The organism is Streptomyces marincola, from assembly GCF_020410765.1.
GTDB lineage: Bacteria > Actinomycetota > Actinomycetes > Streptomycetales > Streptomycetaceae > Streptomyces > Streptomyces marincola.
On the sequence record NZ_CP084541.1, the window covers coordinates 1,753,871 to 1,777,847 of the forward strand.

The 23,977-nt window shown below is 72.5% G+C and carries 23 protein-coding genes; 11 read left to right on the forward strand and 12 right to left on the reverse strand.

Going from position 1 to position 23,977, the window contains the following annotated elements; translation table 11 throughout:
* Window positions 1–29 precede the first annotated feature (29 nt).
* Window positions 30–1,412 carry a glycine--tRNA ligase gene (locus LC193_RS07485; protein ID WP_226072748.1) on the reverse strand — a complete coding sequence of 461 codons (1,383 nt, stop codon included), beginning with the start codon at window positions 1,410–1,412 and terminating at the stop codon, window positions 30–32.
* 173 nt (window positions 1,413–1,585) lie between these two features.
* On the opposite strand from LC193_RS07485, the gene LC193_RS07490 reads away from it, so the two are divergent.
* The 8 genes from LC193_RS07490 (at window position 1,586) to LC193_RS07525 (ending at window position 10,235) form a co-directional block, all read left to right on the forward strand.
* Window positions 1,586–2,662, forward strand: a complete 1,077-nt coding sequence (locus LC193_RS07490) for a metal ABC transporter substrate-binding protein (RefSeq protein ID WP_226072749.1) — start codon at window positions 1,586–1,588, stop codon at window positions 2,660–2,662.
* Between the two features lie 23 nt (window positions 2,663–2,685).
* On the forward strand, window positions 2,686–3,444 hold the full coding sequence (locus LC193_RS07495; RefSeq protein ID WP_226072750.1) for a metal ABC transporter ATP-binding protein: 759 nt from the start codon (window positions 2,686–2,688) through the stop codon (window positions 3,442–3,444).
* Window positions 3,444–4,319 carry a metal ABC transporter permease gene (locus LC193_RS07500; RefSeq protein ID WP_226072751.1) on the forward strand — a complete coding sequence of 292 codons (876 nt, stop codon included), beginning with the start codon at window positions 3,444–3,446 and terminating at the stop codon, window positions 4,317–4,319. Before LC193_RS07495 ends, LC193_RS07500 begins: the two co-directional genes overlap by 1 nt.
* 68 nt (window positions 4,320–4,387) lie before the next feature.
* On the forward strand, window positions 4,388–4,795 hold the full coding sequence (locus LC193_RS07505) for a Fur family transcriptional regulator (protein WP_086160723.1): 408 nt from the start codon (window positions 4,388–4,390) through the stop codon (window positions 4,793–4,795).
* Between the two features lie 213 nt (window positions 4,796–5,008).
* A complete protein-coding gene (locus tag LC193_RS07510) occupies window positions 5,009–6,259 on the forward strand; it encodes a helix-turn-helix domain-containing protein (protein ID WP_226072752.1) in 1,251 nt (416 codons plus the stop codon).
* A 90-nt stretch (window positions 6,260–6,349) separates the two neighbouring features.
* Window positions 6,350–7,141: a toll/interleukin-1 receptor domain-containing protein gene (locus tag LC193_RS07515; protein WP_226072753.1), complete on the forward strand. Its 792-nt coding sequence runs from the start codon at window positions 6,350–6,352 to the stop codon at window positions 7,139–7,141.
* A complete protein-coding gene (locus LC193_RS07520) occupies window positions 7,138–9,120 on the forward strand; it encodes a hypothetical protein (RefSeq protein WP_226072754.1) in 1,983 nt (660 codons plus the stop codon). Before LC193_RS07515 ends, LC193_RS07520 begins: the two co-directional genes overlap by 4 nt.
* Entirely contained in the window at window positions 9,117–10,235 is a 1,119-nt protein-coding gene (locus LC193_RS07525) for a hypothetical protein (RefSeq protein ID WP_226072755.1), read from the forward strand. The genes LC193_RS07520 and LC193_RS07525 overlap by 4 nt, the downstream gene beginning before the upstream one ends.
* A gap of 49 nt (window positions 10,236–10,284) precedes the next feature.
* On the opposite strand, the gene LC193_RS07530 is transcribed toward LC193_RS07525, so the two are convergent.
* Both LC193_RS07530 and recO read right to left on the reverse strand, forming a co-directional pair.
* Window positions 10,285–11,112 (reverse strand): isoprenyl transferase, encoded by an 828-nt coding sequence (locus LC193_RS07530; RefSeq protein WP_226072757.1) that lies wholly within the window; start codon window positions 11,110–11,112, stop codon window positions 10,285–10,287.
* Between the two features lie 50 nt (window positions 11,113–11,162).
* Window positions 11,163–11,912 carry a DNA repair protein RecO gene (gene recO / locus LC193_RS07535; RefSeq protein ID WP_226072758.1) on the reverse strand — a complete coding sequence of 250 codons (750 nt, stop codon included), beginning with the start codon at window positions 11,910–11,912 and terminating at the stop codon, window positions 11,163–11,165.
* Between the two features lie 77 nt (window positions 11,913–11,989).
* On the opposite strand from recO, the gene LC193_RS07540 reads away from it, so the two are divergent.
* The 3 genes from LC193_RS07540 (at window position 11,990) to LC193_RS07550 (ending at window position 15,866) form a co-directional block, all read left to right on the forward strand.
* Window positions 11,990–13,156, forward strand: a complete 1,167-nt coding sequence (locus LC193_RS07540) for a PP2C family protein-serine/threonine phosphatase (RefSeq protein WP_226072759.1) — start codon at window positions 11,990–11,992, stop codon at window positions 13,154–13,156.
* 225 nt (window positions 13,157–13,381) lie between these two features.
* Entirely contained in the window at window positions 13,382–15,115 is a 1,734-nt protein-coding gene (leuA, locus tag LC193_RS07545; protein WP_226072760.1) for a 2-isopropylmalate synthase, read from the forward strand.
* A gap of 106 nt (window positions 15,116–15,221) precedes the next feature.
* On the forward strand, window positions 15,222–15,866 hold the full coding sequence (locus LC193_RS07550; RefSeq protein WP_226072761.1) for a TerB family tellurite resistance protein: 645 nt from the start codon (window positions 15,222–15,224) through the stop codon (window positions 15,864–15,866).
* A gap of 14 nt (window positions 15,867–15,880) precedes the next feature.
* Here the strand turns inward: LC193_RS07550 and LC193_RS07555 are convergent, their stop codons facing one another.
* From LC193_RS07555 to LC193_RS07595, 9 genes are all read right to left on the reverse strand, one after another.
* The gene (locus tag LC193_RS07555; RefSeq protein WP_226072762.1) at window positions 15,881–16,618 is read right to left on the reverse strand and encodes an ABC transporter permease; all 738 of its coding nucleotides are present in this window, start codon (window positions 16,616–16,618) and stop codon (window positions 15,881–15,883) included.
* Window positions 16,615–17,370 (reverse strand): ABC transporter ATP-binding protein, encoded by a 756-nt coding sequence (locus tag LC193_RS07560; RefSeq protein ID WP_226072763.1) that lies wholly within the window; start codon window positions 17,368–17,370, stop codon window positions 16,615–16,617. The genes LC193_RS07555 and LC193_RS07560 overlap by 4 nt, the downstream gene beginning before the upstream one ends.
* A 105-nt stretch (window positions 17,371–17,475) precedes the next feature.
* Window positions 17,476–18,405, reverse strand: a complete 930-nt coding sequence (gene era, locus LC193_RS07565) for a GTPase Era (RefSeq protein ID WP_226072765.1) — start codon at window positions 18,403–18,405, stop codon at window positions 17,476–17,478.
* Window positions 18,402–18,749 carry a cytidine deaminase gene (locus LC193_RS07570; protein ID WP_226072767.1) on the reverse strand — a complete coding sequence of 116 codons (348 nt, stop codon included), beginning with the start codon at window positions 18,747–18,749 and terminating at the stop codon, window positions 18,402–18,404. The genes era and LC193_RS07570 overlap by 4 nt, the downstream gene beginning before the upstream one ends.
* 28 nt (window positions 18,750–18,777) lie before the next feature.
* Window positions 18,778–19,497, reverse strand: a complete 720-nt coding sequence (locus tag LC193_RS07575; protein WP_226072769.1) for a hypothetical protein — start codon at window positions 19,495–19,497, stop codon at window positions 18,778–18,780.
* Window positions 19,498–19,603: 106 nt separating this feature from the next.
* On the reverse strand, window positions 19,604–20,926 hold the full coding sequence (locus LC193_RS07580; RefSeq protein WP_226072771.1) for a hemolysin family protein: 1,323 nt from the start codon (window positions 20,924–20,926) through the stop codon (window positions 19,604–19,606).
* A complete protein-coding gene (gene ybeY, locus LC193_RS07585) occupies window positions 20,923–21,420 on the reverse strand; it encodes an rRNA maturation RNase YbeY (RefSeq protein WP_086160711.1) in 498 nt (165 codons plus the stop codon). The genes LC193_RS07580 and ybeY overlap by 4 nt, the downstream gene beginning before the upstream one ends.
* 11 nt (window positions 21,421–21,431) lie before the next feature.
* Window positions 21,432–22,448: a PhoH family protein gene (locus LC193_RS07590; RefSeq protein ID WP_086160710.1), complete on the reverse strand. Its 1,017-nt coding sequence runs from the start codon at window positions 22,446–22,448 to the stop codon at window positions 21,432–21,434.
* Window positions 22,449–22,603: 155 nt separating this feature from the next.
* Window positions 22,604–23,791, reverse strand: a complete 1,188-nt coding sequence (locus tag LC193_RS07595; RefSeq protein WP_226072773.1) for a PfkB family carbohydrate kinase — start codon at window positions 23,789–23,791, stop codon at window positions 22,604–22,606.
* Window positions 23,792–23,977: the final 186 nt, after the last annotated feature.

The following is a 23,977-nucleotide window of genomic DNA, read 5'->3' on the forward strand; positions in this document are numbered from 1 at the left end:
GCCGGAGGCGGGGCCGGAAGGACGCGAGGTCAGCAGCCGACGAGGCGGGCGGCCAGGTAGGACTCGATCTGGTCGAGGGAGACCCGCTCCTGCTTCATCGAGTCGCGCTCGCGCACGGTCACCGCGTTGTCCTCCAGCGTGTCGAAGTCGACCGTCACGCAGAAGGGCGTGCCGATCTCGTCCTGCCGGCGGTAACGGCGGCCGATGGCGCCCGCGTCGTCGAACTCGATGTTCCAGTTGCGGCGCAGTGCGGTCGCCAGGTCCCTGGCCTTCGGCGAGAGCTGCGGGTTGCGCGAGAGCGGCAGCACGCCGACCTTCACCGGGGCGAGCCGGGGGTCGAGCCCCAGCACGACGCGCCGCTCCATCTTGCCCTTCGCGTTGGGCGCCTCGTCCTCACGGTAGGCGTCCAGCATGAAGGCCAGCATGGTGCGGCCCACGCCGGCCGCCGGCTCGATGACGTAGGGGATCCAGCGCTCGCCGGCCTCCTGGTCGAAGTAGCTCAGGTCCTGGCCCGAGCCCTTCGAGTGGGCGCCGAGGTCGTAGTCCGTGCGGTTGGCGATGCCCTCCAGCTCGCCCCACTCCGAGCCCGCGAAGTTGAAGCGGTACTCGATGTCGACGGTGCGCTTCGAGTAGTGGGAGAGCTTCTCCTTCGGGTGCTCGAACCAGCGGACGTTCTCCTCGGACAGGCCGAGGTCGCGGTACCAGTTCCAGCGCTGCTCCATCCAGTAGCCGTGCCACTGCTCGTCCTCGCCCGGCTTGACGAAGAACTCCATCTCCATCTGCTCGAACTCGCGGGTGCGGAAGATGAAGTTGCCCGGAGTGATCTCGTTACGGAAGGACTTGCCCATCTGCGCGATACCGAAGGGCGGCTTGCGGCGCGAGGTCTGCTGCACGGCGGCGAAATTGGTGAAAATGCCCTGAGCCGTCTCGGGACGCAGGTAGGCGACCGAACCGGTGTCCTGGGTCGGCCCCAGGTGCGTGGCCAGCAGTCCGGAGAACTGCTTCGGCTCGGTGAAGGAACCCTTGTTCCCGCAGTTCGGGCAGTTGATCTCGGCCAGGCCGCCGGCCGGGGGGTGGCCGTGCTTCGCCTCGTACGCCTCCTCCAGGTGGTCCGCGCGGAACCGCTTGTGGCACGAGGTGCACTCGGTCAGGGGGTCCGTGAACGTGGCGACGTGCCCCGACGCCTCCCAGACCTCGGTGGCCAGGATGACCGACGAGTCGAGCCCGACCACGTCGTCGCGCGAGGTGACCATGGCTCGCCACCACTGGCGCTTGATGTTCTCCTTCAGTTCGACACCCAGCGGTCCGTAGTCCCAGGCGGCGCGCTGCCCCCCGTAGATCTCACTGCTGGGGTAGACGAAGCCACGGCGCTTGCTGAGGCTGACGATGGTGTCGATCTTGTCGGCGGCCACGGTGCTCTCTTCAGGACGAAGGACGACATGGGATTGCCTCAGGTTACCGGCGCACGAGGGGGCCGCAGCAAATCGACGAGGGCAAGCCCGGCCACCCCTCGCTATCCCCCGGTAGGAGGCGCCGATCACGCCACGGTTGACACATTTGACAATCGTTTCCATTTGATATGAAAATGGCTGTCATGACCGCAAGAAGCCGATCAGGTTCCCGCTCTCGAATATCCGCCACCGCTCTGGCCGCGGGCGTCACCGCGCTGGGCCTGTTCGCCGTCACCGGTTGCGGCTCGGACGACGGGGCGGGCGACGCGGGCGGGGGCGACGGGCTCGACGTGGTGGCGTCGTTCTACCCGATGGAGTTCCTGGCCGAGCGGATCGGCGGGGAGCACGTCGAGGTCAGCACGCTGACCGAGCCGGGCACGGACCCGCACGACCTGGACATCGGCGCGCAGCAGACCGCGCGGCTGAGCGAGGCCGACCTCGTCGTCTACCTGGCCGGACTCCAGCCCGCCGTGGACGAGGCCGTCGAGCAGTCGGGGGCCGAGCACGTCGTCGAGGCCACGTCGCTCACCACCCTGGCGGAGAGCGGCGGGGGCGAGGAGGAGCACGCCCACGACGAGCACGAGCACGGCGAAGAGGACCACGGCCACGACCACGGCGACGAGGGCCACGGCCACGAGCACGACCACGAGCACAGCGAAGAGGAGCACGGTCACGACCACGACCACGGCGGCCTCGACCCGCACATCTGGCTCGATCCCGTGAGGTACGCCGAGGTCGCCGAGGGCGTGGGCGCCGCGCTGGCCGAGGCCGACCCCGACCACGCCGCGGACTACGAGCGCAACACCGCGGACCTGACCGCCGAGCTGGCCGCACTGGACGAGGAGTTCGCCGAGGGGCTGGCCACGACGGAGACCGACACGTTCATCACCACGCACGCCGCGTTCGGGTACCTGGCCGACCGCTACGGCCTGCACGAGGAGTCGATCACCGGTCTCGACCCGGAGTCGGAGCCGAGCGGCGCCAGGATGCGCGAGTTGCAGGACATCGCCGAGGCCGACAACGTCAGCACCGTGTTCTTCGAGACCCTCATCAGCGACGAGACGGCGCGTACCCTCGCGAACGACCTCGGCCTTGAGACGGCCGTTCTCGACCCCGTCGAGGGAATTACGGAGGAGTCCCCGGGCGCTGACTACCTCGAAGTGATGCGCGCGAACCTCGATGCCCTGCGCGAGGCGCTGGGCGCGTCCTGACCGACCACGGAAGCGGTGACCGCATGGAGACCGTCATATCGCTGGCCAAGGTGACCGCCGAGCTGGGCGGGCGCCCGGTGCTGCGCGGTATCGACCTGACCGTGCGCACGGGCGAGGCGGTCGCCCTGCTCGGTGCCAACGGCTCCGGCAAGTCGACCGCCGTCCGCGCGGCGGTGGGCCAGGTCCCGGTCACGGGCGGTGAGGCCGCCCTGTTCGGCTCCCCGGTCCGCCGGTTCCGCGACTGGGCCCGCGTCGGGTACGTGCCGCAGCGCTCCACGGCGGCCGGCGGCGTGCCGGCGACGATCCGCGAGGTCGTGACCGCGGGGCGCCTGGGCCGGCGCCGCCTGCGCCCCCTCGGCCGGGCCGACCGGGCCGCCGTCGACCGGGCGATCGGCCTGGTCGGGCTGGCCGACCGGGCCTCGGACTCGGTGGACGCCCTCTCCGGCGGGCAGCACCAGCGGGTGCTGATCGCCCGCGCGCTGGCCGGCGAGCCGGACGTCCTGATCATGGACGAGCCGCTGGCCGGCGTCGACCTGGACAGCCAGCAGGTGCTCGCACGAACGCTGCGGGCCCAGCTGGAGCGCGGCGTCACCGTGCTGCTCGTGCTGCACGAGCTCGGCCCGCTCCAGCCGCTGATCGACCGCGCCGTGGTGCTCGCCGACGGCCGCGTGCAGCGCACCGTGGAGCACCCAGGGCGGCTGCCCGAGACGCAGACGGCCTGCCACCCGCCCACCGACCCCGAGCCGTCCGCGCGGCCCACGCTCCAGACCGGAATCCTGTGATGCTGGAACTCCTCGACTACCCCTTCATGCAGCGCGCCCTGCTGGCCGCGCTGCTGATCGGCGTCGCCGCCCCGGCCGTGGGCATCTACCTGGTGCAGCGCAGGCAGGCCCTGATGGGCGACGGCATCGGCCACGTGGCGCTGACCGGCGTCGCGCTCGGATTCCTGCTGAACACCAGCCCCGTGTGGATGGCCGTCGCGGTCTCCGCGCTGGGCGCGGTCGCCATGGAACTGCTGCGCTCCTCAGGGCGCGCACGCGGGGATGTCGCGCTCGCCATGCTGTTCTACGGCGGGATGGCCGGCGGCGTCATGATCATCAATCTGGCGCCCGGCGGCTCGACGGCGAACCTGACCTCGTACCTCTGGGGGTCGGTCACCACCGTCTCGCCCGACGACATCACGGCGATCGCGTTCCTCTCGGCGTTCGTCCTGCTGATCTGCCTCGGTCTGCGCCGCCGCCTGTTCGCCGTCTGCCAGGACGAGGAGTTCGCCCGCGTCACCGGCCTGCCGGTCCGCTCGCTGAACCTGCTGCTCGCCGTCACCGCCGCGGCCACCGTCACCGTCGCGATGCGCGTCGTCGGGCTGCTGCTGGTGAGCGCCCTGATGGTGATCCCGGTGGTGGCCGCGCAGCAGGCGACGCGCGGGTTCGCGATGACCCTCGCGCTGTCCGTCGTCATCGGCGTGCTGGTCTCCGTCTCCGGGACGGTCACCTCGTACTACGTGGACGTGCCGCCCGGCGCGACGATCGTGCTCATCGCCCTGGGCCTGTTCCTGCTGATCTCCCTGCTCGCCCTGCCACTGGCCCGGCACCGCGCCCGACGCGCCGAGGGCCGGACGACCCCCGCGGCGGCTCCGGAACCCGCCGCCCACTCGTGACCGCCGGGAAAGCGGCTACCCTGGCCGGGGCATGGAGCTCGGAAACCCCGGAAACAGGGAGGCCAGACGTGGGGACGGCAGAACCGCCGGTTCGCGGCCGGTCGACGCGCCAGCGCGCGGCGGTGGCGGCGGCACTGGCCGAAGTCGACGAGTTCCGCAGCGCGCAGGAACTGCACGACATGCTCAAGCACCGCGGCGACTCGGTCGGCCTGACGACCGTCTACCGGACCCTCCAGTCGCTCGCCGACGCGGGCGAGGTCGACGTGCTGCGGACCAGCGACGGCGAGGCCGTCTACCGCCGTTGCAGCACCGACGACCACCACCACCACCTGGTGTGCCGCTCGTGCGGCAAGGCCGTGGAGGTGGAAGGCCCCGCGGTGGAGAAGTGGGCCGAAACGATCGCCCGCGAGCACGGCTTCCGTGACGTGGACCACACGGTGGAGATCTTCGGCACCTGCGGCGACTGCGCCACCTGAGCCGGCACACCCGCCGTTTCCTGGCCGCGGGGCAGGCTCCCGTGTCGAGCACGCCGGTGCCACCGGAGACCCTGCCCTTCCGCATACCTGAGTTCGAACTTTTCCCGCCATCACCGCGCCCGTTTCGCCACTGAATGTCGCAGTGCGATGAGGAAACGGGAAACCTCGTTGGCGCCTTGTCCCGGACGGGACAGCTCCGACACGCTGACACTCGTGACTTCCAGCGATGTGCGTGAACATCCTGACATTCCACCTCAATTCGGCGTGGCTCTCCGGAAGCTGCGGGTCGGTGCCCGTCTGACGCTGTCCCAGCTGGCCAGGAAGGTGCACTACAGCAAAAGCCATTTGAGCAAGGTCGAGAACGGGCGACAGCAGCCGACTCCGCAGTTCGCCCGTCTCTGCGATTCCGCCCTGCGGGCCGATGGCGCGCTGACCGCTCTCGTGCCCGCCAAGACGGCCGCCGACGGGGCGACGGGGCGCGGGCGCGGGATCGGCCGCCGAGAGGCCATGTCCGTGGGTGCCGCCTCGGTTCTCGGGCTCGGACTGGTCGGCCCGGCGGACCCCGCCCCCGCCGAGGAGGGCATCGCACTCGATATCTTCCGTTCGCTCTTCGATCATTTCCGCAGGCTGGGGCAGGTCGCCGGGCCACAAGCGGTTCTCCCTGCGCTCGCGGCCCAGACCCGAACGCTTCGCGACTTGGCCGGGCGGGCGAAGTCTCCTCTGCGTGCACCGCTGCTCTTCCTGGGCTCGCGTTACTCCGAGTTCACCGGCTGGATGGCCCAGGAGGCCGGGGACGAGCGCGCCGCTCTGCGTTGGACGAATCAGGCCGTCGCCCTCGCCACCGCCAGCGGCGACCGCGAACTGGCCGTCTACGCGGACGTCCGCCGGGCCCTGATCGCCATGTACCGCGGAGACGCGGCGGAGACGGTCGCGCTGTCGCGGGCGGCAGCGGCGGCACCGGCAGGGCCGCGTGTGCACGGACTCGCGGCCCTTCAGGAAGCTCAGGGGCACGCCCTGGCCGGAGACCACGACGCGTGCCGACGAAGCCTTGACCGGGGACGCGTGCTCCTGGACCAGGCAGCGGACCGCGGCGACGAGACCCTGGGCAGCCGGCATGTGAAGGACCCGGCTGCCATGGTCACAGCCTGGTGCCTGCTGGATCTGGGGCGCCCCAGGGAAGCCGCGGAGGCGTTCGACGCGGAGCTGGCGGGCCTGCCGAAGGACGCCATGCGTTCCCACGCCCGCTACGGGGCCCGGCGTTGCCTGTCGTACGCGGTCGCGGGCGAGATCGACCGGGCCTGCGCCCTGACCGGCGACCTTCTGGCGTCGGCGGACGTGGTGAACTCCGCGACGGTCGCCACTGATCTCCAACGCCTCAACCGTGTGCTGACCCGCTTCCACCGGCACCCTGCCGTCCGGGATCTGTCTCCCCGCCTGGCGGCCTCCCTGAGCACGGCCGCCTGAGCCTCGAAGCCGGACCGGCACGACCCGCGCCTTCGGCTCGTGCCGTTCGCTCGTCCGCTCGTTCGCACCGATCCGAGAGGTGGCTCAGCCATGCCCGATTCCTACGCCGTCTTCGTCAACTACCGCACGGGAGACGAGGAGACAGCCGCGGCCTTCATCCACTCCCACCTGGCGCGGCTCCTCGGGAAGGAGCGCGTCTTCTTCGACAGCACGTCCATCCGGGGCGGTGAGCTCTTCCCCAGGAAGCTGCTCAGTGCCGTACGCCGAAGCGATGTCCTGCTCGCCGTCATCGGGACCGAGTGGGCGACCTTCGCCCACCAGGACGGTGGCCCCGCCCTGCTTCGCGCGGACGACTGGATTCACAGGGAGCTGAAGGAGGCCCTGACCTGCGGTGTCCCGGTGATCCCGATCCTCGTCGGGGAACGCGGCCGGCTCAAGCGCGACGAGTTGCCGGAGGCACTCGCGCCCCTGATCGATGTCCAGTACCTGCGGTTCGATCACCGGAGTGCCGCCATCGACCTCGGCCGGATCACCGATGAGGTGGCCGCGCACGTGCCCGGTCTCGCGGATGCCACCGGGCAGGCGGGCCAAGGGGCCCCGCGCCGGGCCGACGACCGGTCGCCGGCGGCCGAGGTCTCGAACACCGCGGGAGACGTGCACGGCACAAGCGGTCAGTTCCACGACATGCAGGCCGAGCAGGTGACGCTGAGCAACAGCGGGAATGTCCTCAACAGGCCGACGGGGCCCGTTCACACGGGCCAGCACGGTGTCCAGCTCAACGGCGGCCAGGACTTCTCCGGCGGCGGGGACACCTTCTTCGGCGGCGACCACAGGGGCCCGGCACCTCGCCGACGGCGTGACCGGGAGAGCGGCACTCAGTGATTCCCGACCCCACCACGTTCATCCAGCACCCGAGCGGCCCGATGCACACCGGCGGCGGTGATCAGTTCAATGCCGCCGCCTACTACTCGGTGTCTTTCCACCTGTCGAAGGAGGGCCTGCTCGGCCCGAGTACCGACCGGCGCCCGGCGGCGACCGTGGCGGCGGAGTACCTGCGCTGGCTGACCGCCCGGTTCGTCGCACCACCCGGGTACGGACGGGCTCAGGAACTGCTGGAACGGCACCCCGCGCTCACTCTCGTCGGCGACAACGGCACCGGTCGGCGGACGGCCGCACTCATGCTGCTCCGCGCGCTGCGGCCCCCCGGCGGCCGTCTGACAGAGGTGACCACAGCGGGGCAGGAAGCGGGTGAGCAATCGCTCGATCCCAACGAGGTGGAGAAGGGCGACAGCGTGCTTCTCGACCTGACGGGCGTCGGCAGGACGACGCTTTCCGCCGCCCTCACCGGGCTGCCCGCCTACTGCTCCGCCGTCGAGTCACTCGGGTCCCGGCTCGTCGTCGTGCTCCCGCAGCCCGATGCGACCGCACTGCCCTCGGGGGCGCCTCCGCTCGCCGTTCGACTTGGCAGGCCCGACGAGTACCGGGTGCTGCAACGCCACCTCGGGCGTGCGGGCCTGCGAGGGTCGGTCCCTGAACTGGCGCGCCACCTGCCCAGGAACGCACTGGCGACCCGTTCCATGAGCGCGCTCGCGCATCTCGCCGCACTCATCGAGGCGGCGAGAGACAGCGGAAGATCGACGCACTTCGCCACATGGTGCGTAGAGGGCCTCCGTGCCTCGACACCATGGCAAGCGGAAACCCTCGAAAAGATCATTGAGCACCGGACCGGCAATGCACGCGCCTTGCTGTTCGCCTCCGCGATGCTGCACGGCGCGTCGGGGGATGTCGTCTTCGCCGCCACGCGCATCCTGCGCCAGGTGATGGAGCAACCGTCCGAGCAGGCACCGCCGCTCGAACACACCGATCTCGCGGAGGAGCTGAAAGAGATCTCCGCGCGCCTCGACGGGGACGGGCGGGTTCGTTTCGACGCGCTGGCCTTCGATGAAGCGGTGCGCTTCCACTTCTGGACCCACCGCCCTGACCTGCGCGGGCGATACCGCACATGGGTGGAACGCACCATCCGCAAGGTGGACGCGGACCAGGAGGAACGGCAGCACCTGGTCGCCCGCTTCGCCGAGGGGTGCATTCGCACCGGCCGGCTCGGCGATCTCGTCCATACCGCCACAAAGTGGACTCAGGACGGGGAGAAAACGGCATTGATGGCCGACGCGGCCAATGCCCTGGCCAGGGGGGTGCAGAGTGAGACCTCCAGCGCCTGGTTCCTACGTCGGATCTACGAATGGTCCCGCCAACAGCATCTTCCCGGCCGCTGGCGCACGGTGCTGACCCAGATCTGCGCCGAAGTCGTCCTGCGCAGTCATCCCAAGCAGGCACTCGTGCGGTTGCGACACTTGGCGCGAAGTGAGTTCCGCGTGGGCACGACGGCCGCGCGTGACGCGTTGCGGGACGCGGTGCGCACCGACGACCGCCTCTGGCGCTGGCTCCTGGACCGGCTCGTGCAAAGCCCCGAGGCGAACGGCAAAGACCTGGACGCCGTCCTGTTCCTGCATCTCGCCGATCCCGACCGGTGGCTCGGCGCCGCCATTCGGCCGCGCTTCGGACTCGCCGCGCAGCTGGCCGCCGGTTGGCGCGTGGCCTTCGCCCGGCTGCCGCGTGCCCAGTGGGCGCGCCACGAAGAACAGTGGCTGGACGGCTGCTCAGGACACCACGAGAGCGACCGGGTGCTCAACGTCCTCGTGACCGCGGCGGACCGGGACGCGCGTCGGCTCGCCGAGATCTACGACACGGCCAAGACCTGGGCGTACCGGTCACCAGAGGAGTTCCGGCAGCGCCTGGCGATCATCGGCCGGCTTCAGGAAATGATCGACATCGCACAGGAAACCGCAGGAGCAGTGGGATGAGCAGCAACATTCGGACTCTGCTGGCCTTCGTCTCGGTGATCTCCGGCCTGCTGTTCCTCATCGCCGGTTTGAGCCAGAACTGGCCGACCTGGTCGTGGGGCATCCTCGCCGCAGCACTGATGGCGACCGTACTGGCCGCGGGCGGCGGCTCGGTGGCGAACGGGGACGCCGGCCGGGTCGGCGCGGTTCCCGGCCCATCCACCGGGCCGGGGCCGGAGGGGGCGCCTCACCGGACCGCGCCACCGCCCACCCCCTATGAGAGGAGAGTCGAGAATGTGCCCCTGCCGAGCCGCCTCATCGACTACGACTTCCTCTTCTCGGCGACCGTGCGCTGGCAGCCGGGCGAGCAGCCTCCTGGGCCGACCGTGGCCGACCCCGGCGGACTCGCCGCCGACGCCGTGGTGACACGCGCCCGCCGTCTTTCCGCGAGCGAGCACCCCGCTCGGCACGAACTGCTCCAGCACCACCTCGCCGGAGCGCTCGCCTCGGCGGAACCCGATCCCACCCGGCAGGTGGAGGCCATGGCCTACAACATTTTCGTGACGCTCAACGAGGCGGACCTCGGTCGCCTCGACCGGCTGGCGCAGGTACGCAAGGACGAGGAGATCTGGGAGCGGGAACGCGGGCACGAGCGCAAACGGCGCGCCTACCTCGGCGACGACGTCCTCAAGGACCCGGGGAGTGCCGTCGTGTGGTGGCTGGCGAACCACTCCGAGGAAGTGCGGGGAACGGTCGACCTGATCGGTCTGCTCGCCCTGTTGTCGGCCGCTGCCAACAACAGCGAGGTCCCCGAGGAGTTCCAGCGCTTTCTCACGATGGTGCCACAGGAAGCGATCTCTGCGGATGACGAGGAGGGCAGGATGTCCGAGGGGCTGACCCCATCCGAGCAAGGGCTTGCCGCAGCCGTCGCGGCATTGCTCGACCAGGCGGGCATCGGGCCGGAAGACGCGGAGCGCACCCTGTTCATCGACCGTTTGGTCACGGTCATGAGGCACGCCGGTCGGCCCAGGGCGGCCGACGAGATCCGCGCCGCATTCGCTCCGCCGCCTCCGCGGACGCCGGAGGGCCCGGACCCCTCAGGACCGGCCGGCGGACCCGCGCCCGCTGGTGTGTGATGGCGCGGCCGGGCCGGTGTGGCGGCCCGGCCGCGTGGCGGTGCGGGGGTCAGGAGGCCGGGGGGCGGGGGGCCTCGTTCGGGATGGCCCCGCCGAAGCGGCGGTCGCGCGAGGCGTACTCGACGCACGCGTCCCACAGGTTGCGCCGGTCGAAGTCGGGCCACAGGACGTCCTGGTAGACCATCTCCGCGTAGGCGCTCTGCCAGATCAGGTAGTTCGAGGTGCGCTGCTCCCCCGACGGCCGCAGGAAGAGGTCGACGTCGGGCATGTCCGGGAAGTACAGGTACCGGGACAGGGTCCGCTCGTTGACCTTGTCGGGCGATATCCGGCCGGCGGCGACGTCCTCGGCGAGGCGCGCGGCGGCGTCCGCGATCTCGGCGCGCCCGCCGTAGTTGACGCACATGTACAGGGTCATCGCGTCGTTGTCCCGGGTGCGCTCCTCGGCCGCCTGGAGCTTGCGGACCACCGACTTCCACAGCCTGGGCTCGCGCCCGGCCCACCGGATGCGCACGCCGAGCGCGTCGAGCTCGTCGGTGCGCCGGTCGATCACGTCGCGGTTGAAGCCCATCAGGAAGCGGACCTCGTCCGGTGAGCGCTTCCAGTTCTCCGTGGAGAAGGCGTACAACGACAGGTTGCTCACGCCGAGTTCGAGGCAGCCCTTGACCACGTCGAGCACGACCTGCTCGCCGAGCTTGTGGCCCTCGGTCCTCGGCAGTCCGCGCTGCTTGGCCCACCGCCCGTTGCCGTCCATGACGATCGCGACGTGCTGGGGCACCAGCTCGCCGGGCAGCTTGGGAGGACGCGCACCGGACGGGTGCGGGTCGGGAACCCGGTACTCGCGACGCCGAGCGGGCGCCAGCATTGCGCGGCGGGTCATAGGGGAACTCCGTAAGAGTGGTTGCGGTCCTGTGACCGAGGGTATCCCGGTCAGCCCTTCTCGACGAACCTCAGGGAGCGCAGCCCCCGCTCCAGATGCCAGTGCAGGTAGGCCGAGACCAGCCCGCTGCCCTCGCGCACGTGCCGGGCCTCGGCGCGGTCCGCGGTCGCCCAGTCCCCCGTCAGCAAGGCCCCCAGCAGGCGCAGCGCCTCGCCCGATGGCACCACGCTGCCCGGCACGCGGCAGTCGGTGCACACCGAGCCGCCCGCCGCCACGGAGAAGAAGCGATTCGGCCCGGGGAGGCCGCACTTGGCGCAGTCGTCGAAGCTGGGCGCGTACCCGCCGACGGCCAGCGAACGCAGCAGGAACGCGTCCATGACGAGCCCCGGCGCGTGCTCCCCCGCGGCCAGGGTGCGCAGGCCGCCCACGAGCAGGAGGTACTGCTGGACGTTCGGCTCCCCCTCGTGGTCGGTGAACCGCTCCGCCGTCTCCAGCATGGCGGTGCCCGCCGTGTACCGGCCGTAGTCGTCGACGATGTGCCGTCCGTACGGCGCGATGGTCTCGGTCTGGGTGCACAGCGGCAGCCCGCGGCCGATAAGCGCGCTCCCACGCGCGAAGAACTGCACGTCGACGTGCGAGAACGGCTCCAGGCGCGCGCCGAAGCGCGATTTCGTGCGCCGCACGCCGCGCGCGACCGCGCGCACGCGGCCGTGACCGCGCGTGAGCAGTGTGATGATCCGGTCCGCTTCGCCCAGCTTCTGGGTGCGCAGCACGATGCCGTCGTCGCGGAACAGGCTCATGGAGCCCATTCTGTCCCATGGCCCGATCGGCCCACTCCTGGCGGGCGCGCGGGCCCGCGCTCACCGATGGTGGGAGGGTGGAACCGACCGTGACGCCCCGCCGCACCGCGTGGCTCCGCAGGTTCCTGCTCCCCGGCGAGCCGGCGCTGCGCCTTGGCCGCCTGAACGTCTCGTGGCTGCTGCCCGCCGTTCTGCTGGCCGCCATCGCGGTCGGCGACTGGAACAGCACGGGCGACTTCCGGGTGATCAACTGGATCGTGCTGGTCCCAGGCATCGCGGCGGCGCTGTGCGGGGTGGCGGCGACGGCCCTGTTCGGCGTGCTGGTCGTGATCGTGTACGCGGCGCTCGACCAGTCCTGGGACTACAGCTACCAGAAGGGCCCGGCGGACTTCCTGCTCGTGGTGGCGAGCGCGGCGCTCGCGGTGTTCGCCTCCTGGCTGCGCGGGCGGGCGCGCGGGCACGTCCAGCGCGTGCTGAACGCGGCCGACGCGATCCGGCTCGCGGTGCTGCGCCCGATCCCGCCCGGCGCGGGCGGTCTCGAGTCCGCGAGCGTCTACCTGACCGCGGACGTCGAGGGCCGGGTCGGGGGCGACTTCTTCGACGTGCAGCCGTCGCCGCACGGCGCGCGGGTGCTGCTCGGCGATGTGCAGGGGAAGGGCACGAGCGCGGTGGACGCGGCGGCGGCGGTGCTGAGCGCGTTCCGTGAGGCCGCGTACCACGAGGGCGACTTGGCCGTGGTGGCCGGGCGCCTGGAGAGCCGGATGCGGCGGCACAACGCCTACTCGGCCGCGCTCGGGCAGGGCGACGAGCGGTTCGCGACGGCCGTGCTCGTGGGCTTTCCCGCCGCCGCGGACGCGGAGTGGATCGAGTTGGTCAACTTCGGGCACGGCGGTCCGGTGGTGCTCGGCCGCTCGGGGCCGCGGGCGCTGCCCGAGGGCGACGGCGCGCCGCTCGGCCTCGCCGGGCTGACCGGGGCGCTGCCGCCGGTGGTCCGGGTGCCGTTCGGCCGGGACGAGACGCTGCTGCTGGTGACGGACGGGGTGACGGAGGCGCGGGACCGCGAGGGCGCGTTCCTGCCGCTGGCCGACCACCTCGCCCGGGCGGGCGACGACCGCGCGCCGCGGTCGGTGGTCCGGCTGGTCGAGGCCGCGGTGCTGGCGCACACGCGCGGCCGGCTGGGCGACGACACGGCGGTCCTGGCGGTCAGGCGGCTGCCCGCCGGCCCGCCGGAACCCACGGGGTGAGGGGGATCGCGCGCATCTCGGATGGTGATACGACCGGGGCGTGCGGGGCCGGGAGCGTTATGCTGGGCGCGCGATGCGTTTCGGGATGCTTCTCCTTAGCCGCCGCGGCGAGGGTCTGTAGTCACCTACGGCCGACTCCCTCCCCGCGGAGTTTCGGCGTTGCCGTCGGCCGTCGCGTTCCCCGCGGAACGCTCCCGATCCGACGTCCCCTTGGAGAGACGCGTCATGCACAAGCCGACCCCGTTGACCGCCGCCACCGTGACCCAGCGGTCCTCCGGCATGCCGATCCACAAGTACCGCCCGTACGAGGCGGTCGACATCCCCGACCGCACCTGGCCGGGCAACCGGATCACCGCCGCGCCCCGCTGGCTGTCCACGGACCTGCGGGACGGGAACCAGGCGCTGATCGACCCGATGTCGCCGGTGCGCAAGCGCACCATGTTCGACCTGCTGGTGCGGATGGGCTACAAGGAGATCGAGGTCGGGTTCCCCTCGTCGGGGCAGACCGACTTCGACTTCGTGCGCTCCATCATCGAGGAGGACGCGATCCCCGACGACGTCACCATCTCGGTGCTGACGCAGGCCCGCGAGGAGCTGATCGCCCGGACCGTGGAGTCGCTGGTCGGGGCCAGGCGCGCCACGGTGCACCTGTACAACGCGACGGCGCCGACGTTCCGCCGCGTCGTCTTCCGGGGCGGGCGCCAGGAGGTGCGGCAGATCGCGGTCGACGGCACGCGGATGGTGCTGGAGTACGCAGAGAAGCTGCTGGACGACCGGACGGTGTTCGGCTACCAGTACAGCCCGGAGATCTTCACGGACACCGAGCTGGACTTCGCCCTGGAGGTCTGCGAGTCCGTGATGGACGTCTGGCAGCCGGAGGAGGGCCGCGAGATCATCCTCAACCTGCCGGCCACCGTCGAGCGGTCCACCCCGTCCACGCACGCCGACCGCTTCGAATGGATGTCGCGCAACCTGTCGCGCCGGGCGTTCGTGTGCCTGTCGGCGCACCCGCACAACGACCGCGGCACCGCGGTGGCCGCCGCGGAGCTCGCGGTGATGGCGGGGGCGGACCGGGTGGAGGGCTGCCTGTTCGGGCAGGGCGAGCGCACCGGGAACGTGGACCTGGTGACGCTGGGCATGAACCTGTTCTCGCAGGGCGTGGACCCGATGATCGACTTCTCCCGGATCGACGAGATCCGCCGCACCTGGGAGTACTGCAACCAGATGCGGGTGCACCCGCGCCACCCGTACGTGGGCGACCTCGTGTACACCGCGTTCTCCGGCTCCCACCAGGACGCGATCAAGAAGGGCTTCGAGGCGATGGGCGCCGAGGGCGGCGACGGCGTGTGGGACGTGCCCTACCTGCCCATCGACCCCAAGGACGTCGGCCGCTCCTACGAGGCGGTGATCCGCGTCAACTCGCAGTCCGGCAAGGGCGGCGTGGCCTACGTGCTGAAGAACGACCACAGCCTCGACCTGCCGCGCCGGATGCAGGTGGAGTTCTCCCGCATCATCCAGGAGAAGACGGACGCCGAGGGCGGCGAGGTCACACCGGCGCAGATCTGGGAGGTGTTCTCGGACGAGTACCTGCCGGCCCCCGGCAGCGGCTGGGGCCGGGTCGCGCTGCGCGGGGCGCAGTCCTCCACGACGAGCGAGGGCGAGGACGCGCTGACCGTGGACGCCGTGGTGGACGGCGAGGACACCGTGCTCACCGGCACGGGCAACGGGCCGCTCGCCGCGTTCTTCGACGCCCTGGCCGGGGCCGGGGTGCTCACCGAGGAGGTACGGCTGCTCGACTACGTCGAGCACACGATGAGCGAGGGCGCCGGCTCGCAGGCCGCCGCGTACATCGAGTGCGCGATCGGGGAACGGGTGCTGTGGGGCGTCGGCATCGACGCGAACCTCGTGCGCGCCTCGCTCAAGGCGGTCGTCTCCGCCGTCAACCGCGCGGCGCGGTGACGCCTCGGCCCGCCAGGTCGGGACGTCCGCCCTACTGACGCGGACGGCGGTGTGTGGTTAACATCACGCCCACGGCAAAGTTGCCAGCGGGTAACGGAGGTACGGCGTGGTGCACTCCCGAGTGGCGGGCGTCCGCACGGCGTGGCGTGTGGAGGACGACGGGGACTTCTTCTGCGCCTCGTGCGGCGGGGACCGCTGCTACCAGCGGTTGAGCGGGCGGCGCCGGCTGATGCTGCTGGGGCTCCCGGTGCTGCCGCGGGGCGCGGCGGAGCCCGTGGTGGAGTGCGTGGCCTGCCGCGGCCGGTTCCCGCTGGCCGTGCTGCGGCAGCCGACGACCACGCGGCTGACGGCGCTGCTGCGGGACGCGGTGCACACGGTCGCGCTGGCGATGCTCGCGACGGCGGGCAACCCGGACGCGGCCGTGCCCGTTCGGCGCGGCGCGGTGGAGGCGGTGCGGGCCGCGGGGTTCGCCGACTGCACGGAGGAACGCCTGCTGACGCTGCGGGCCGCGCTCGGCGCGCGCGGGCCCGAGCAGGTCGAGCACGAGGTGCGCCAGGCCCTGTCCGCGCTGGCCCCGCACCTCGCGGGCCCGGGCCGGGAGAGCCTGCTGCTGCACGGGGCGCGCATCGCGCTGACGGACGGGCCCTACCGGACCTCGGAGCTGGCGATGCTGTCGGTCGTGGGCGAGGCCCTGCGGATCGGGCCCGCCGACACCGAACGGCTGCTGGCGACGGCGGCGCTCTCGGCCTGAGCGGGCGGGCCGTATCACGGGGTGCGGCGGCGCAGCGTGACCGCGCCGAGCGCGAGGAAGCCGAGCGCGAAGCCGAGGACGACCAGGACGTCGCGCGTGAAGTGGTCGGGCACTCCCGTGCCGTTCAGCACGCCGGTCATCGCGTCCACCGAGTAGGACATCGGCAGGATGTCGGACAGGTTCTCCAGCACCGGCTGCATGCTCGCGCGCGGGGCGAACAGCCCGCACAGCAGGATCTGCGGAATGATCACCGCGGGCATGAACTGCACGGCCTGGAACTCCGAGGACGCGAACGCGGACACGAACAGCCCGATCGCGATGCCGAGCAGCGCGGTGAGCTCGGCCATGACCAGCAGCAGCCACGGCGACCCCGCGATGTCGAGGCCGAGCGGCCCCACCGCGACGGCCGTGGCGAGCGCGGCCTGGAGCAGGGCGAACGCGCCGAACGCGAGCGCGTAGCCGGCGATCAGGTCGCCCTTGCCCAGGGGCATCGCCATCAGCCGCTCCAGCGTGCCCGAGCCGCGTTCGCGCAGGGTGGCGACCGAGGTCACGAGGAACAGCGTGATGAGCGGGAAGATGCCGAGCAGCGAGGCGCCGACGCGGTCGAACAGCCGCGGGTCGTCGTCGAAGACGTACCGCAGCAGCGTCAGCAGGAACAGCGGGACGAGCAGCAGCAGCGCCACCGTGCGCCGGTCGTGGACGAGTTGCCGCAGCACGCGGCGCGCGGTGGCCAGCGTCCGCCCGGCGCTCACGGCCGCCGCGCCCGCTTGTCGGCCTCCACGAGGTGCAGGAACGCGCCCTCGACGGAGTCGCGGCCGGTGCGGGCGCGGAGGTCGCGGGGCGTTCCCTCGGCGAGGAGGCGGCCCTCGCGCATCAGCAGCAGCCGGTCGCAGCGGTCGGCCTCGTCCATGACGTGCGAGGAGATCAGCAACGTGGCGCCGCGTTCGGCCGCGAGCCGGTGGAACAGCGCCCACAGGTCGCGCCGCAGGACCGGGTCGAGGCCCACCGTCGGCTCGTCGAGCACCAGCAGCTCGGGCTCGCCGAGCAGCGCCACGGCGAGCGAGACGCGGGCCCGCTGCCCGCCGGAGAGGCGGCCCGCCAGGGTGCCCGCCCGCGGGGCGAGGTCCACGTCCGCGAGGACGGCGTCGATGTGTCCCGGCCGTTCGGCGCGCCGGACGCCGAGGACGGCGGCCCAGTAGTCGAGGTTCTGGCGGACGGTGAGGTCGCCGTAGACCGAGGGGGCCTGGGTGAGGTAGCCGATGCGGTGCCGCAGCGCGGCGCTGCCCGCCGGCGCCCCCAGCACGCGCAACGTGCCCCGCACGCGCGCCTGCGCGCCGACGACCGCCCGCATCAGCGTGGACTTGCCGCAGCCGGACGGGCCGAGCAGCCCGGTCACGGTGCCGCGCGCCACGGCGAATGCGAGGTCGCGCAGCGCCGGCCGCCCGCCCCGCACCACACCGAGCGCGCGGGCCTCGACGGCGGGCTCGCGGTCGGTGGCGCTCATGGGGCCATTGCACCCGGCACCGCGCCCGGCCGCGCGCGGGCCGCGGCAACCGGGTCACGGGCCGCCGCCCCGGCCCGGCGGGAACGCGCCCGGCGGCCGGGGCCGTCAGAAACCGAGGCGGCGCAACTGCTTGGGGTCGCGCTGCCAGTCCTTGGCGACCTTGACGTGCAGGTCGAGGAACACGGGCGTGCCGAGCAGGGCCTCGATCTGCCGCCTCGACTTGGTGCCGACGTCCTTCAGCCGCTGCCCCTTGGGGCCGATGACGATGCCCTTCTGGCTTGAGCGCTCGATGTACAGGTACGCGTGGATGTCGAGCAGCGGGCGGTCGGCCGGCCGGTCCTCGCGGGGCAGCATCTCCTCCACCACGACCGCGATGGAGTGCGGCAGTTCGTCGCGGACTCCTTCGAGCGCGGCCTCCCTGATCAGCTCGGCGATCATGACCTGCTCCGGCTCGTCGGTGAGGTCGCCCTCCGGGTAGAGCGGCGGCCCCTCGGGCAGCAGGGGCACCAGCAGGTCGGCGAGCAGGTCGACCTGGCGGCCCGAGACGGCGGAGACGGGGACGATCTCCGCCCACTCGATGCCGCTCTCCCTGCCCAGCTGGTCGACGGCGATGAGCTGCTCCGCGAGGGCGTCCCCCGGCGTGAGGTCGGTCTTGGTGACGATCGCGACCTTGGGGGTCTTGCGGATCTGGGCCAGCTCCTTGGCGATGAAGCGGTCGCCCGGGCCGATCTTCTCGTTCGCCGGCAGGCAGAACCCGATCGCGTCGACCTCGGCCCACGTGGTGCGCACCACGTCGTTCAGCCGCTGCCCCAGCAGGGTCCGCGGCTTGTGCAGCCCGGGGGTGTCCACCAGGACGAGCTGCGCGTCGGGCCGGTGCACGATGCCGCGCACGGTGTGGCGGGTGGTCTGCGGCCGGTTGGAGGTGATGGCGACCTTGGTGCCGACGAGGGCGTTGGTCAGCGTCGACTTGCCCGCGTTGGGGCGGCCGACGAAGCAGGCGAATCCGGAGCGGTGCTCCGGCTGCGGGGTGCTCATGAGGCGGTCGCCGTGGCGCGCGGGCGTCCGTCGGGGCCGGCCAGCAGCACGGGAACGGCCGGGCCGCCCAGGTCGCGCACCGCGGCGAGGTCGTCCTCTGGCAGGGCGTCGGCCTCGGTGACCACGGCGGCGGCTTCGAGCGACGTGGCGCCGCTGGCCACGGCCATCGCGACGGCGGTGCGCAGGGCGCTCAGCCGCAGCGAGGGGAGGGCGACGGTGGCGGCCACGTAGGTGCGGCCCGTCTCGTCCCGCACCGCGGCCCCCTCGGGGACGCCGTTGCGGGCGCGGGCACTTCGCGCCAGCGTGATGATCTTGCGGTCCTCGGGATCGACGGCGTCAGTCATGCCTCCGAGCTTATGCGCTGCCAGGACCTCACAGTTCCGTGGTGCCCGGCTGGTCCGGCGGCGGGGCCGGGGTGCGGCCCTCCGCGACGTCGCGCAGCTTGGCCACCGCGCGCTCCGCGATGGCCTCCATCGCGCCGTCGTCGCGGTCGCCCTCGTACCCGGCCTGGGCCACGCGCACGGTGTGCGCGCCGACGCGGGCGACGACCAGGTCCGCGACGACCGGCGTGGCCGCCTGGCCCTGGCCGGCCGGGCGCCGCTGGTAGCGCACCGCGACGCTCTCGTCGCCCAAGCGCCCCGCGTCGAGCACGGCCGCCTCGTAGGAGACGGTGACGAGGCTCTCGCCCGCGCGTTCCTGGGCGCGGAACGTGGCGCACGCGCCGTCCACCGCGTGCCGTACGGCGGCCAGGGCGCGGCCCGCGGCGGCCGGTCCCTCGTGGGCCGCGGCGACGGTGGTGAGGAACGGGCCGCCGCGGCTGCGCGCGAAGCCGGCCCTGGCCGCGGGGTCCGCGGTGCTGTCGAACAGCTCGCCGCAGGCCGGCTCCGCGGGGCGCGGCACGCCGAAGCCGCGCTCGGCCGCCGACCGTTCGCTGTCGCCCGCCCAGCCCGCGGGGAAGTCGACGGCGTCGAGCAGCGCTTCGCGCAGCTGGCTCTCGCCGAGGGCGTCGGCCGCGGCGGGCCGGCCCGGCGCGAGGACGAGACTCAGGGCGGCCGTCCCGGCGACGACGGCCGTGCGTAGGTGCGCGTACATGCCTCCATGGCGCCAGCCGAACGCCCGTACGGCCACTGTCGCGGGCCCATTGGAGTGAGCGGCCGGGGGCCGGGGCGCGGCGCGCGCTCCGGCCCCGGGCCCGGGTTCAGTCCGCGGCCTCCGCGGTCGCGGCGGCGACCGGCTCGACCCGGATGCGGTCGATGCGGTTGCGCCGGCCCGCCGGCGACTCGGCGGTCAGGCGCAGCCCCGCGACGCCTTCGGCGAGCGGGCCGCGGCCCTGCTCCTCGGAGATGTCGACCACCGCGTGGGCGCCGGCGATGGGCACGCGGCCCAGGGCCTTGGCGAGCAGGCCGCCGACGGTCTCCACGTCCTCGTCGTCCAGGCGCAGCCCGTACAGCTCGCCGAGCGCCCCCAGGTCGAGGCGCGCGGTGACCCGGTAGGCGCCGCCGCCCAGCTCCTCGACGGGCGGCAGTTCGCGGTCGTACTCGTCGGTGATCTCCCCGACGATCTCCTCCAGGATGTCCTCGATGGTCACCAGGCCGGCCGTGCCGCCGTACTCGTCGATGACGACCGACACGTGGATGTGGTCCCGCTGCATCTCCCGCAGCAGTTCACCGGCGTTCTTGGTGTCGGGGACGAACGTGGGGCGCCGCATCAGCGACTCCACCGGATCGTCCTCCGCCGTGCGGTCGACGTGCACCGAGCGGGTCAGGTCCTTGAGGTACACGATGCCGACGATGTCGTCGTCGCTCTCGCCGGTCACCGGGATGCGCGAGAAGCCGGAGCGCAGCGCGAGGCTGAGCGCCTGCCGCAGCGTCTTGTGCCGGTCGATGGACACCAGGTCGGTGCGCGGCACCATCACCTCGCGCACGAGCGTGTCGCCCAGTTCGAAGACGGAGTGCACCATGCGGCGTTCCTCGTCCTCGATGAGCGACTCGCGCTCGGCCAGGTCGACCATCGCCCGCAGCTCCGCCTCCGAGGCGAACGGCCCCTTGCGGAAGCCCTTGCCCGGGGTCAGCGCGTTGCCGAGGATGATCAGGCCCTGGGGCAGCGGCCCGAGCACGCGGGCCAGCGGCACCAGCACGTAGGCCGCCGCGGTGGTGGTGGCCCTCGGGTGCTGGCGGCCGATGGTCCGCGGGGACACCCCGGCCGCGACGAACGAGACCAGCACCATGGCGCCGAACGCCACCGCGAGGGCCTGCCAGACCTCGTCGAACTCCTGCAAGCACGCGTACGCGACCAGCACCGCCGCGCCCATCTCGGCGGCCACGCGCAGCAGCAGCGCCAGGTTGAGGTAGCGGACGGGGTCGGCGGCCACGGTGGCGAGCCTGGCCGCCCCGCGCCGCCCCGACCTGACGGCCTCGTCGGCCCGGTACCCGGTGATCACCGCGAGCCCGGCCTCGGCGCACGAGGTGAGCCAGGCCATGGCCAGCAGGCCGGCCACGGCGATGAGCAGGGTGGCGGTCATGTCGTCGTGGGGGCCGGCGAGGGCCCGGTCAGGCCGCGCTCGGCGCGCCAGCCGTCGACGATGGCCTTCTGGAGCCCGAACATCTCGGCCTTCTCCACCGGTTCCTCGTGGTCGTAGCCGAGCAGGTGCAGCACGCCGTGCACGGTGAGCAGTTGGAGTTCGGTGTCCATGGAGTGCCGGGTGGGCGCCTGCTCGCCCTGCCGCCTGGCCACGCCGGGGCACAGCACGATGTCGCCGAGGAGGCCCTGGACCGGCTCCTCGTCGGCGCGCGTGGGCGGGCGCAGTTCGTCCATGGGGAACGACATGACGTCGGTCGGCCCGGGCAGCTCCATCCACTGGAGATGGAGCTGCTCCATCGCCGCCTCGTCGACCGCGATCACCGACAGTTCGGACAGCGGGTGAATCCGCATCCGGCCGAGGGCGTAACGGGCGATGTCCAGAAGGGACCGCTCGTCGATCTCCACGCCGGATTCGTTGTTGACCTCGATCGCCATGTGCGGGGCGGCTACTTTCCGTTCCGGTCGTCGAAGCGGTCGTAGGCGTCCACGATGCGGCCGACGAGCTTGTGCCTGACCACGTCCTGGCTGGTGAGCCGGGAGAAGTGGACGTCGTCGACGCCGTCGAGGATCTCCTGCACCTGCCGCAGCCCGCTCTTGGTGCCGCCGGGCAGGTCGACCTGCGTCACGTCGCCGGTGATCACGATCTTGGACTCGAACCCGAGGCGCGTGAGGAACATCTTCATCTGCTCGGGGTTCGTGTTCTGCGCCTCGTCGAGGATGATGAACGCGTCGTTGAGCGTCCGGCCGCGCATGTACGCCAGCGGGGCGACCTCGATCGTGCCCGCGCTCAGCAGCCTCGGGATGGAGTCGGGGTCGAGCATGTCGTGCAGCGCGTCGTACAGGGGGCGCAGGTAGGGGTCGATCTTCTCGTAGAGCGTGCCGGGCAGGAACCCGAGGCGCTCCCCGGCCTCGACCGCGGGACGGGTGAGGATGATCCGGTTGACCTGCTTGGACTGGAGGGCCTGCACGGCCTTGGCCATGGCCAGGTAGGTCTTGCCCGTACCGGCCGGGCCGATACCGAAGACGATCGTGTGGTGGTCGATCGCGTCCACGTAACGCTTCTGGTTGAGCGTCTTGGGGCGGATGGTGCGACCGCGGTTGGACAGGATGTTCTGCGTCAGCACCTGGGCCGGGCTGGCGTCGCCGCCCGAGCCGTCCGTGCCGCGCAGCATCGCGATCGACCGTTCGACGGCGTCCTCCGTCAGGGGCTGGCCGGTCCGCAGGACCAGCATCATCTCGTCGAACAGCCGCTGCACGAGGCGGACGTCCGCCTCGTCGCCCGTCGCGCTGATCTCGTTGCCCCGGACGTGGATGTCGGTCCCCGGAAAGGCTCGCTCGATCACCCTGAGCAGTGAGTCTCCCGAACCCAGCACCGTCACCATCGGATGCTTGGCCGGAACGGTGAACCGGGCGGTCTCCTCGGAGGCGGGGGCCGCTGACTGGTGTGTGGGTGTCTGTGTCATGGGCGGTCCGCTGCGGACCAGCTCATCCCTCTCTGCGCTGGAGTGCCTGGGATCCCAGGGTACGACGGGAGGCGGAGGAAGCCGTAGGGCATTACCGACCGCGATCGCCGCCGCCCGCCGCCCGGCCGCCCCGGGCGGGCGGCGGGCGGCACGGCTCAGGGGCGGGTGCGGAAGCCGAGCGTGGGAACCGCGCGGCGCAGGGGCCACGGCCGGGTGGCGCCCGGCAGCAGCCCGGACAGGAACGCGTACCGGTCGAGCGCGGCCCCCAGCGGCCCGTCGGCCGGGGTCACCTCGCGCACGCGCTGCCACCACGCGGCGACCTCGCCCCAGCCGGGCGCGGACAGCGAGCCGCCGAACTCCTGCACGGACAGCGCGGCGGTCAGCCCGGCGAGCGCGAGCCGGTCGGCCAGGGGCCAGCCCGCGAGCGTGCCGGTCACGAACCCGGCCATGAACACGTCGCCCGCGCCCGTGGTGTCGAGCGCCTCCACCAGGATGGCGGGCACCTCGGCGGTCTCCCCGGTGCGCCCGTCGGCCGCGTAGGCGCCCTCGGCGCCCATGGTGACGACGGCGAGCGGCACCGTTCCCGTGAGCGCCCGCGCGGCGGCCCGCGGGCAGCCGGTGCGGGTGTAGCGCATGGCCTCGGCCGCGTTGGGCAGGAACGCCTCGCAGTGCGCCAGGTCGGGCAGCGCGGCCAGGTCCCAGGCCCCGGTCTCGTCCCAGCCGGTGTCGGCGAACACGAGGCTGCCGGCCCGCGCCGCCTCGGCGACCCACGCCTGGGGGCGTCCTGGACTGAGCGAGGCGACGCAGGACCTGGCGCGCGGCGGTCCCGGCAGCACCTCGGGCGCGGGCGCCTCGTGGCCGTGGGAGACCATCGTGCGTTCGCCCTCGTACGCCATGGACACCGTGACGGGCGAGTGCCAGCCGGGCACCGTGCGTGACAGCGACAGGTCGATGCCCTCGCCGCGTTCCAGCGTCTCCCAGCAGTACTCGCCGTACATGTCGTCGCCGAACGCGGCGGCCAGGCTGGTGCGCAGCCCGAGGCGGGCCAGGGCGGTGGCCATGTTGGCCACGCCGCCGGGGCTGGAACCCATGCCGCGCGCCCACGACTCGGTGCCGCGCACCGGTGCGGAATCCAGCCCGGTGAAGATGATGTCGAGGAACACGGTCCCGGTCAGGTACACGTCCACGGGCGGGTCCCCCGGGGCGCGGACCCCGGCGAGCGGGTCGCGGCCCTCCGCCGTCGCCTGCCGCGCCTCGTCGGGCCCTGGCCGCCGCGCCGCCCTCCCGGCCTGCCGCGTCTGCTTCTCCTGCTGCGCCGGTCTCCCGGCCGTCGCTCCCGCCATATTTCCCGAAGTCACCCGCCGTCTCCCACCGTGTTCCGAAGTGTTCCGCCGTGCGCTGTGCCGCCGTGCTCCGCCGTGGCGGCGCCGACCGTCGCCGTGCCGCCTTCGCCGGCTTGCTCCCGCCGGCCCCGAGCCCCCCGCGGGCCGCTGCCCGTCCCCGCCGGCCCGCGCCGCGGTGCCCGGGGG

Bases quoted from the DNA above. Each gene is read 5' to 3' on its own strand.
- LC193_RS07490 (WP_226072749.1), top strand. From the start codon at position 1,586: ATGGCTGTCATGACCGCAAGAAGCCGATCAGGTTCCCGCTCTCGAATA.
- LC193_RS07495 (WP_226072750.1), top strand. From the start codon at position 2,686: ATGGAGACCGTCATATCGCTGGCCAAGGTGACCGCCGAGCTGGGCGGG.
- LC193_RS07500 (WP_226072751.1), top strand. From the start codon at position 3,444: ATGCTGGAACTCCTCGACTACCCCTTCATGCAGCGCGCCCTGCTGGCC.
- LC193_RS07515 (WP_226072753.1), top strand. From the start codon at position 6,350: ATGCCCGATTCCTACGCCGTCTTCGTCAACTACCGCACGGGAGACGAG.
- LC193_RS07525 (WP_226072755.1), top strand. From the start codon at position 9,117: ATGAGCAGCAACATTCGGACTCTGCTGGCCTTCGTCTCGGTGATCTCC.
- LC193_RS07530 (WP_226072757.1), bottom strand. From the start codon at position 11,112: ATGACCCGCCGCGCAATGCTGGCGCCCGCTCGGCGTCGCGAGTACCGG.
- recO (WP_226072758.1), bottom strand. From the start codon at position 11,912: ATGAGCCTGTTCCGCGACGACGGCATCGTGCTGCGCACCCAGAAGCTG.
- leuA (WP_226072760.1), top strand. From the start codon at position 13,382: ATGCACAAGCCGACCCCGTTGACCGCCGCCACCGTGACCCAGCGGTCC.
- LC193_RS07560 (WP_226072763.1), bottom strand. From the start codon at position 17,370: ATGAGCGCCACCGACCGCGAGCCCGCCGTCGAGGCCCGCGCGCTCGGT.
- era (WP_226072765.1), bottom strand. From the start codon at position 18,405: ATGAGCACCCCGCAGCCGGAGCACCGCTCCGGATTCGCCTGCTTCGTC.
- LC193_RS07570 (WP_226072767.1), bottom strand. From the start codon at position 18,749: ATGACTGACGCCGTCGATCCCGAGGACCGCAAGATCATCACGCTGGCG.
- LC193_RS07575 (WP_226072769.1), bottom strand. From the start codon at position 19,497: ATGTACGCGCACCTACGCACGGCCGTCGTCGCCGGGACGGCCGCCCTG.
- LC193_RS07580 (WP_226072771.1), bottom strand. From the start codon at position 20,926: ATGACCGCCACCCTGCTCATCGCCGTGGCCGGCCTGCTGGCCATGGCC.
- ybeY (WP_086160711.1), bottom strand. From the start codon at position 21,420: ATGGCGATCGAGGTCAACAACGAATCCGGCGTGGAGATCGACGAGCGG.
- LC193_RS07590 (WP_086160710.1), bottom strand. From the start codon at position 22,448: ATGACACAGACACCCACACACCAGTCAGCGGCCCCCGCCTCCGAGGAG.
- LC193_RS07595 (WP_226072773.1), bottom strand. From the start codon at position 23,791: ATGGCGGGAGCGACGGCCGGGAGACCGGCGCAGCAGGAGAAGCAGACG.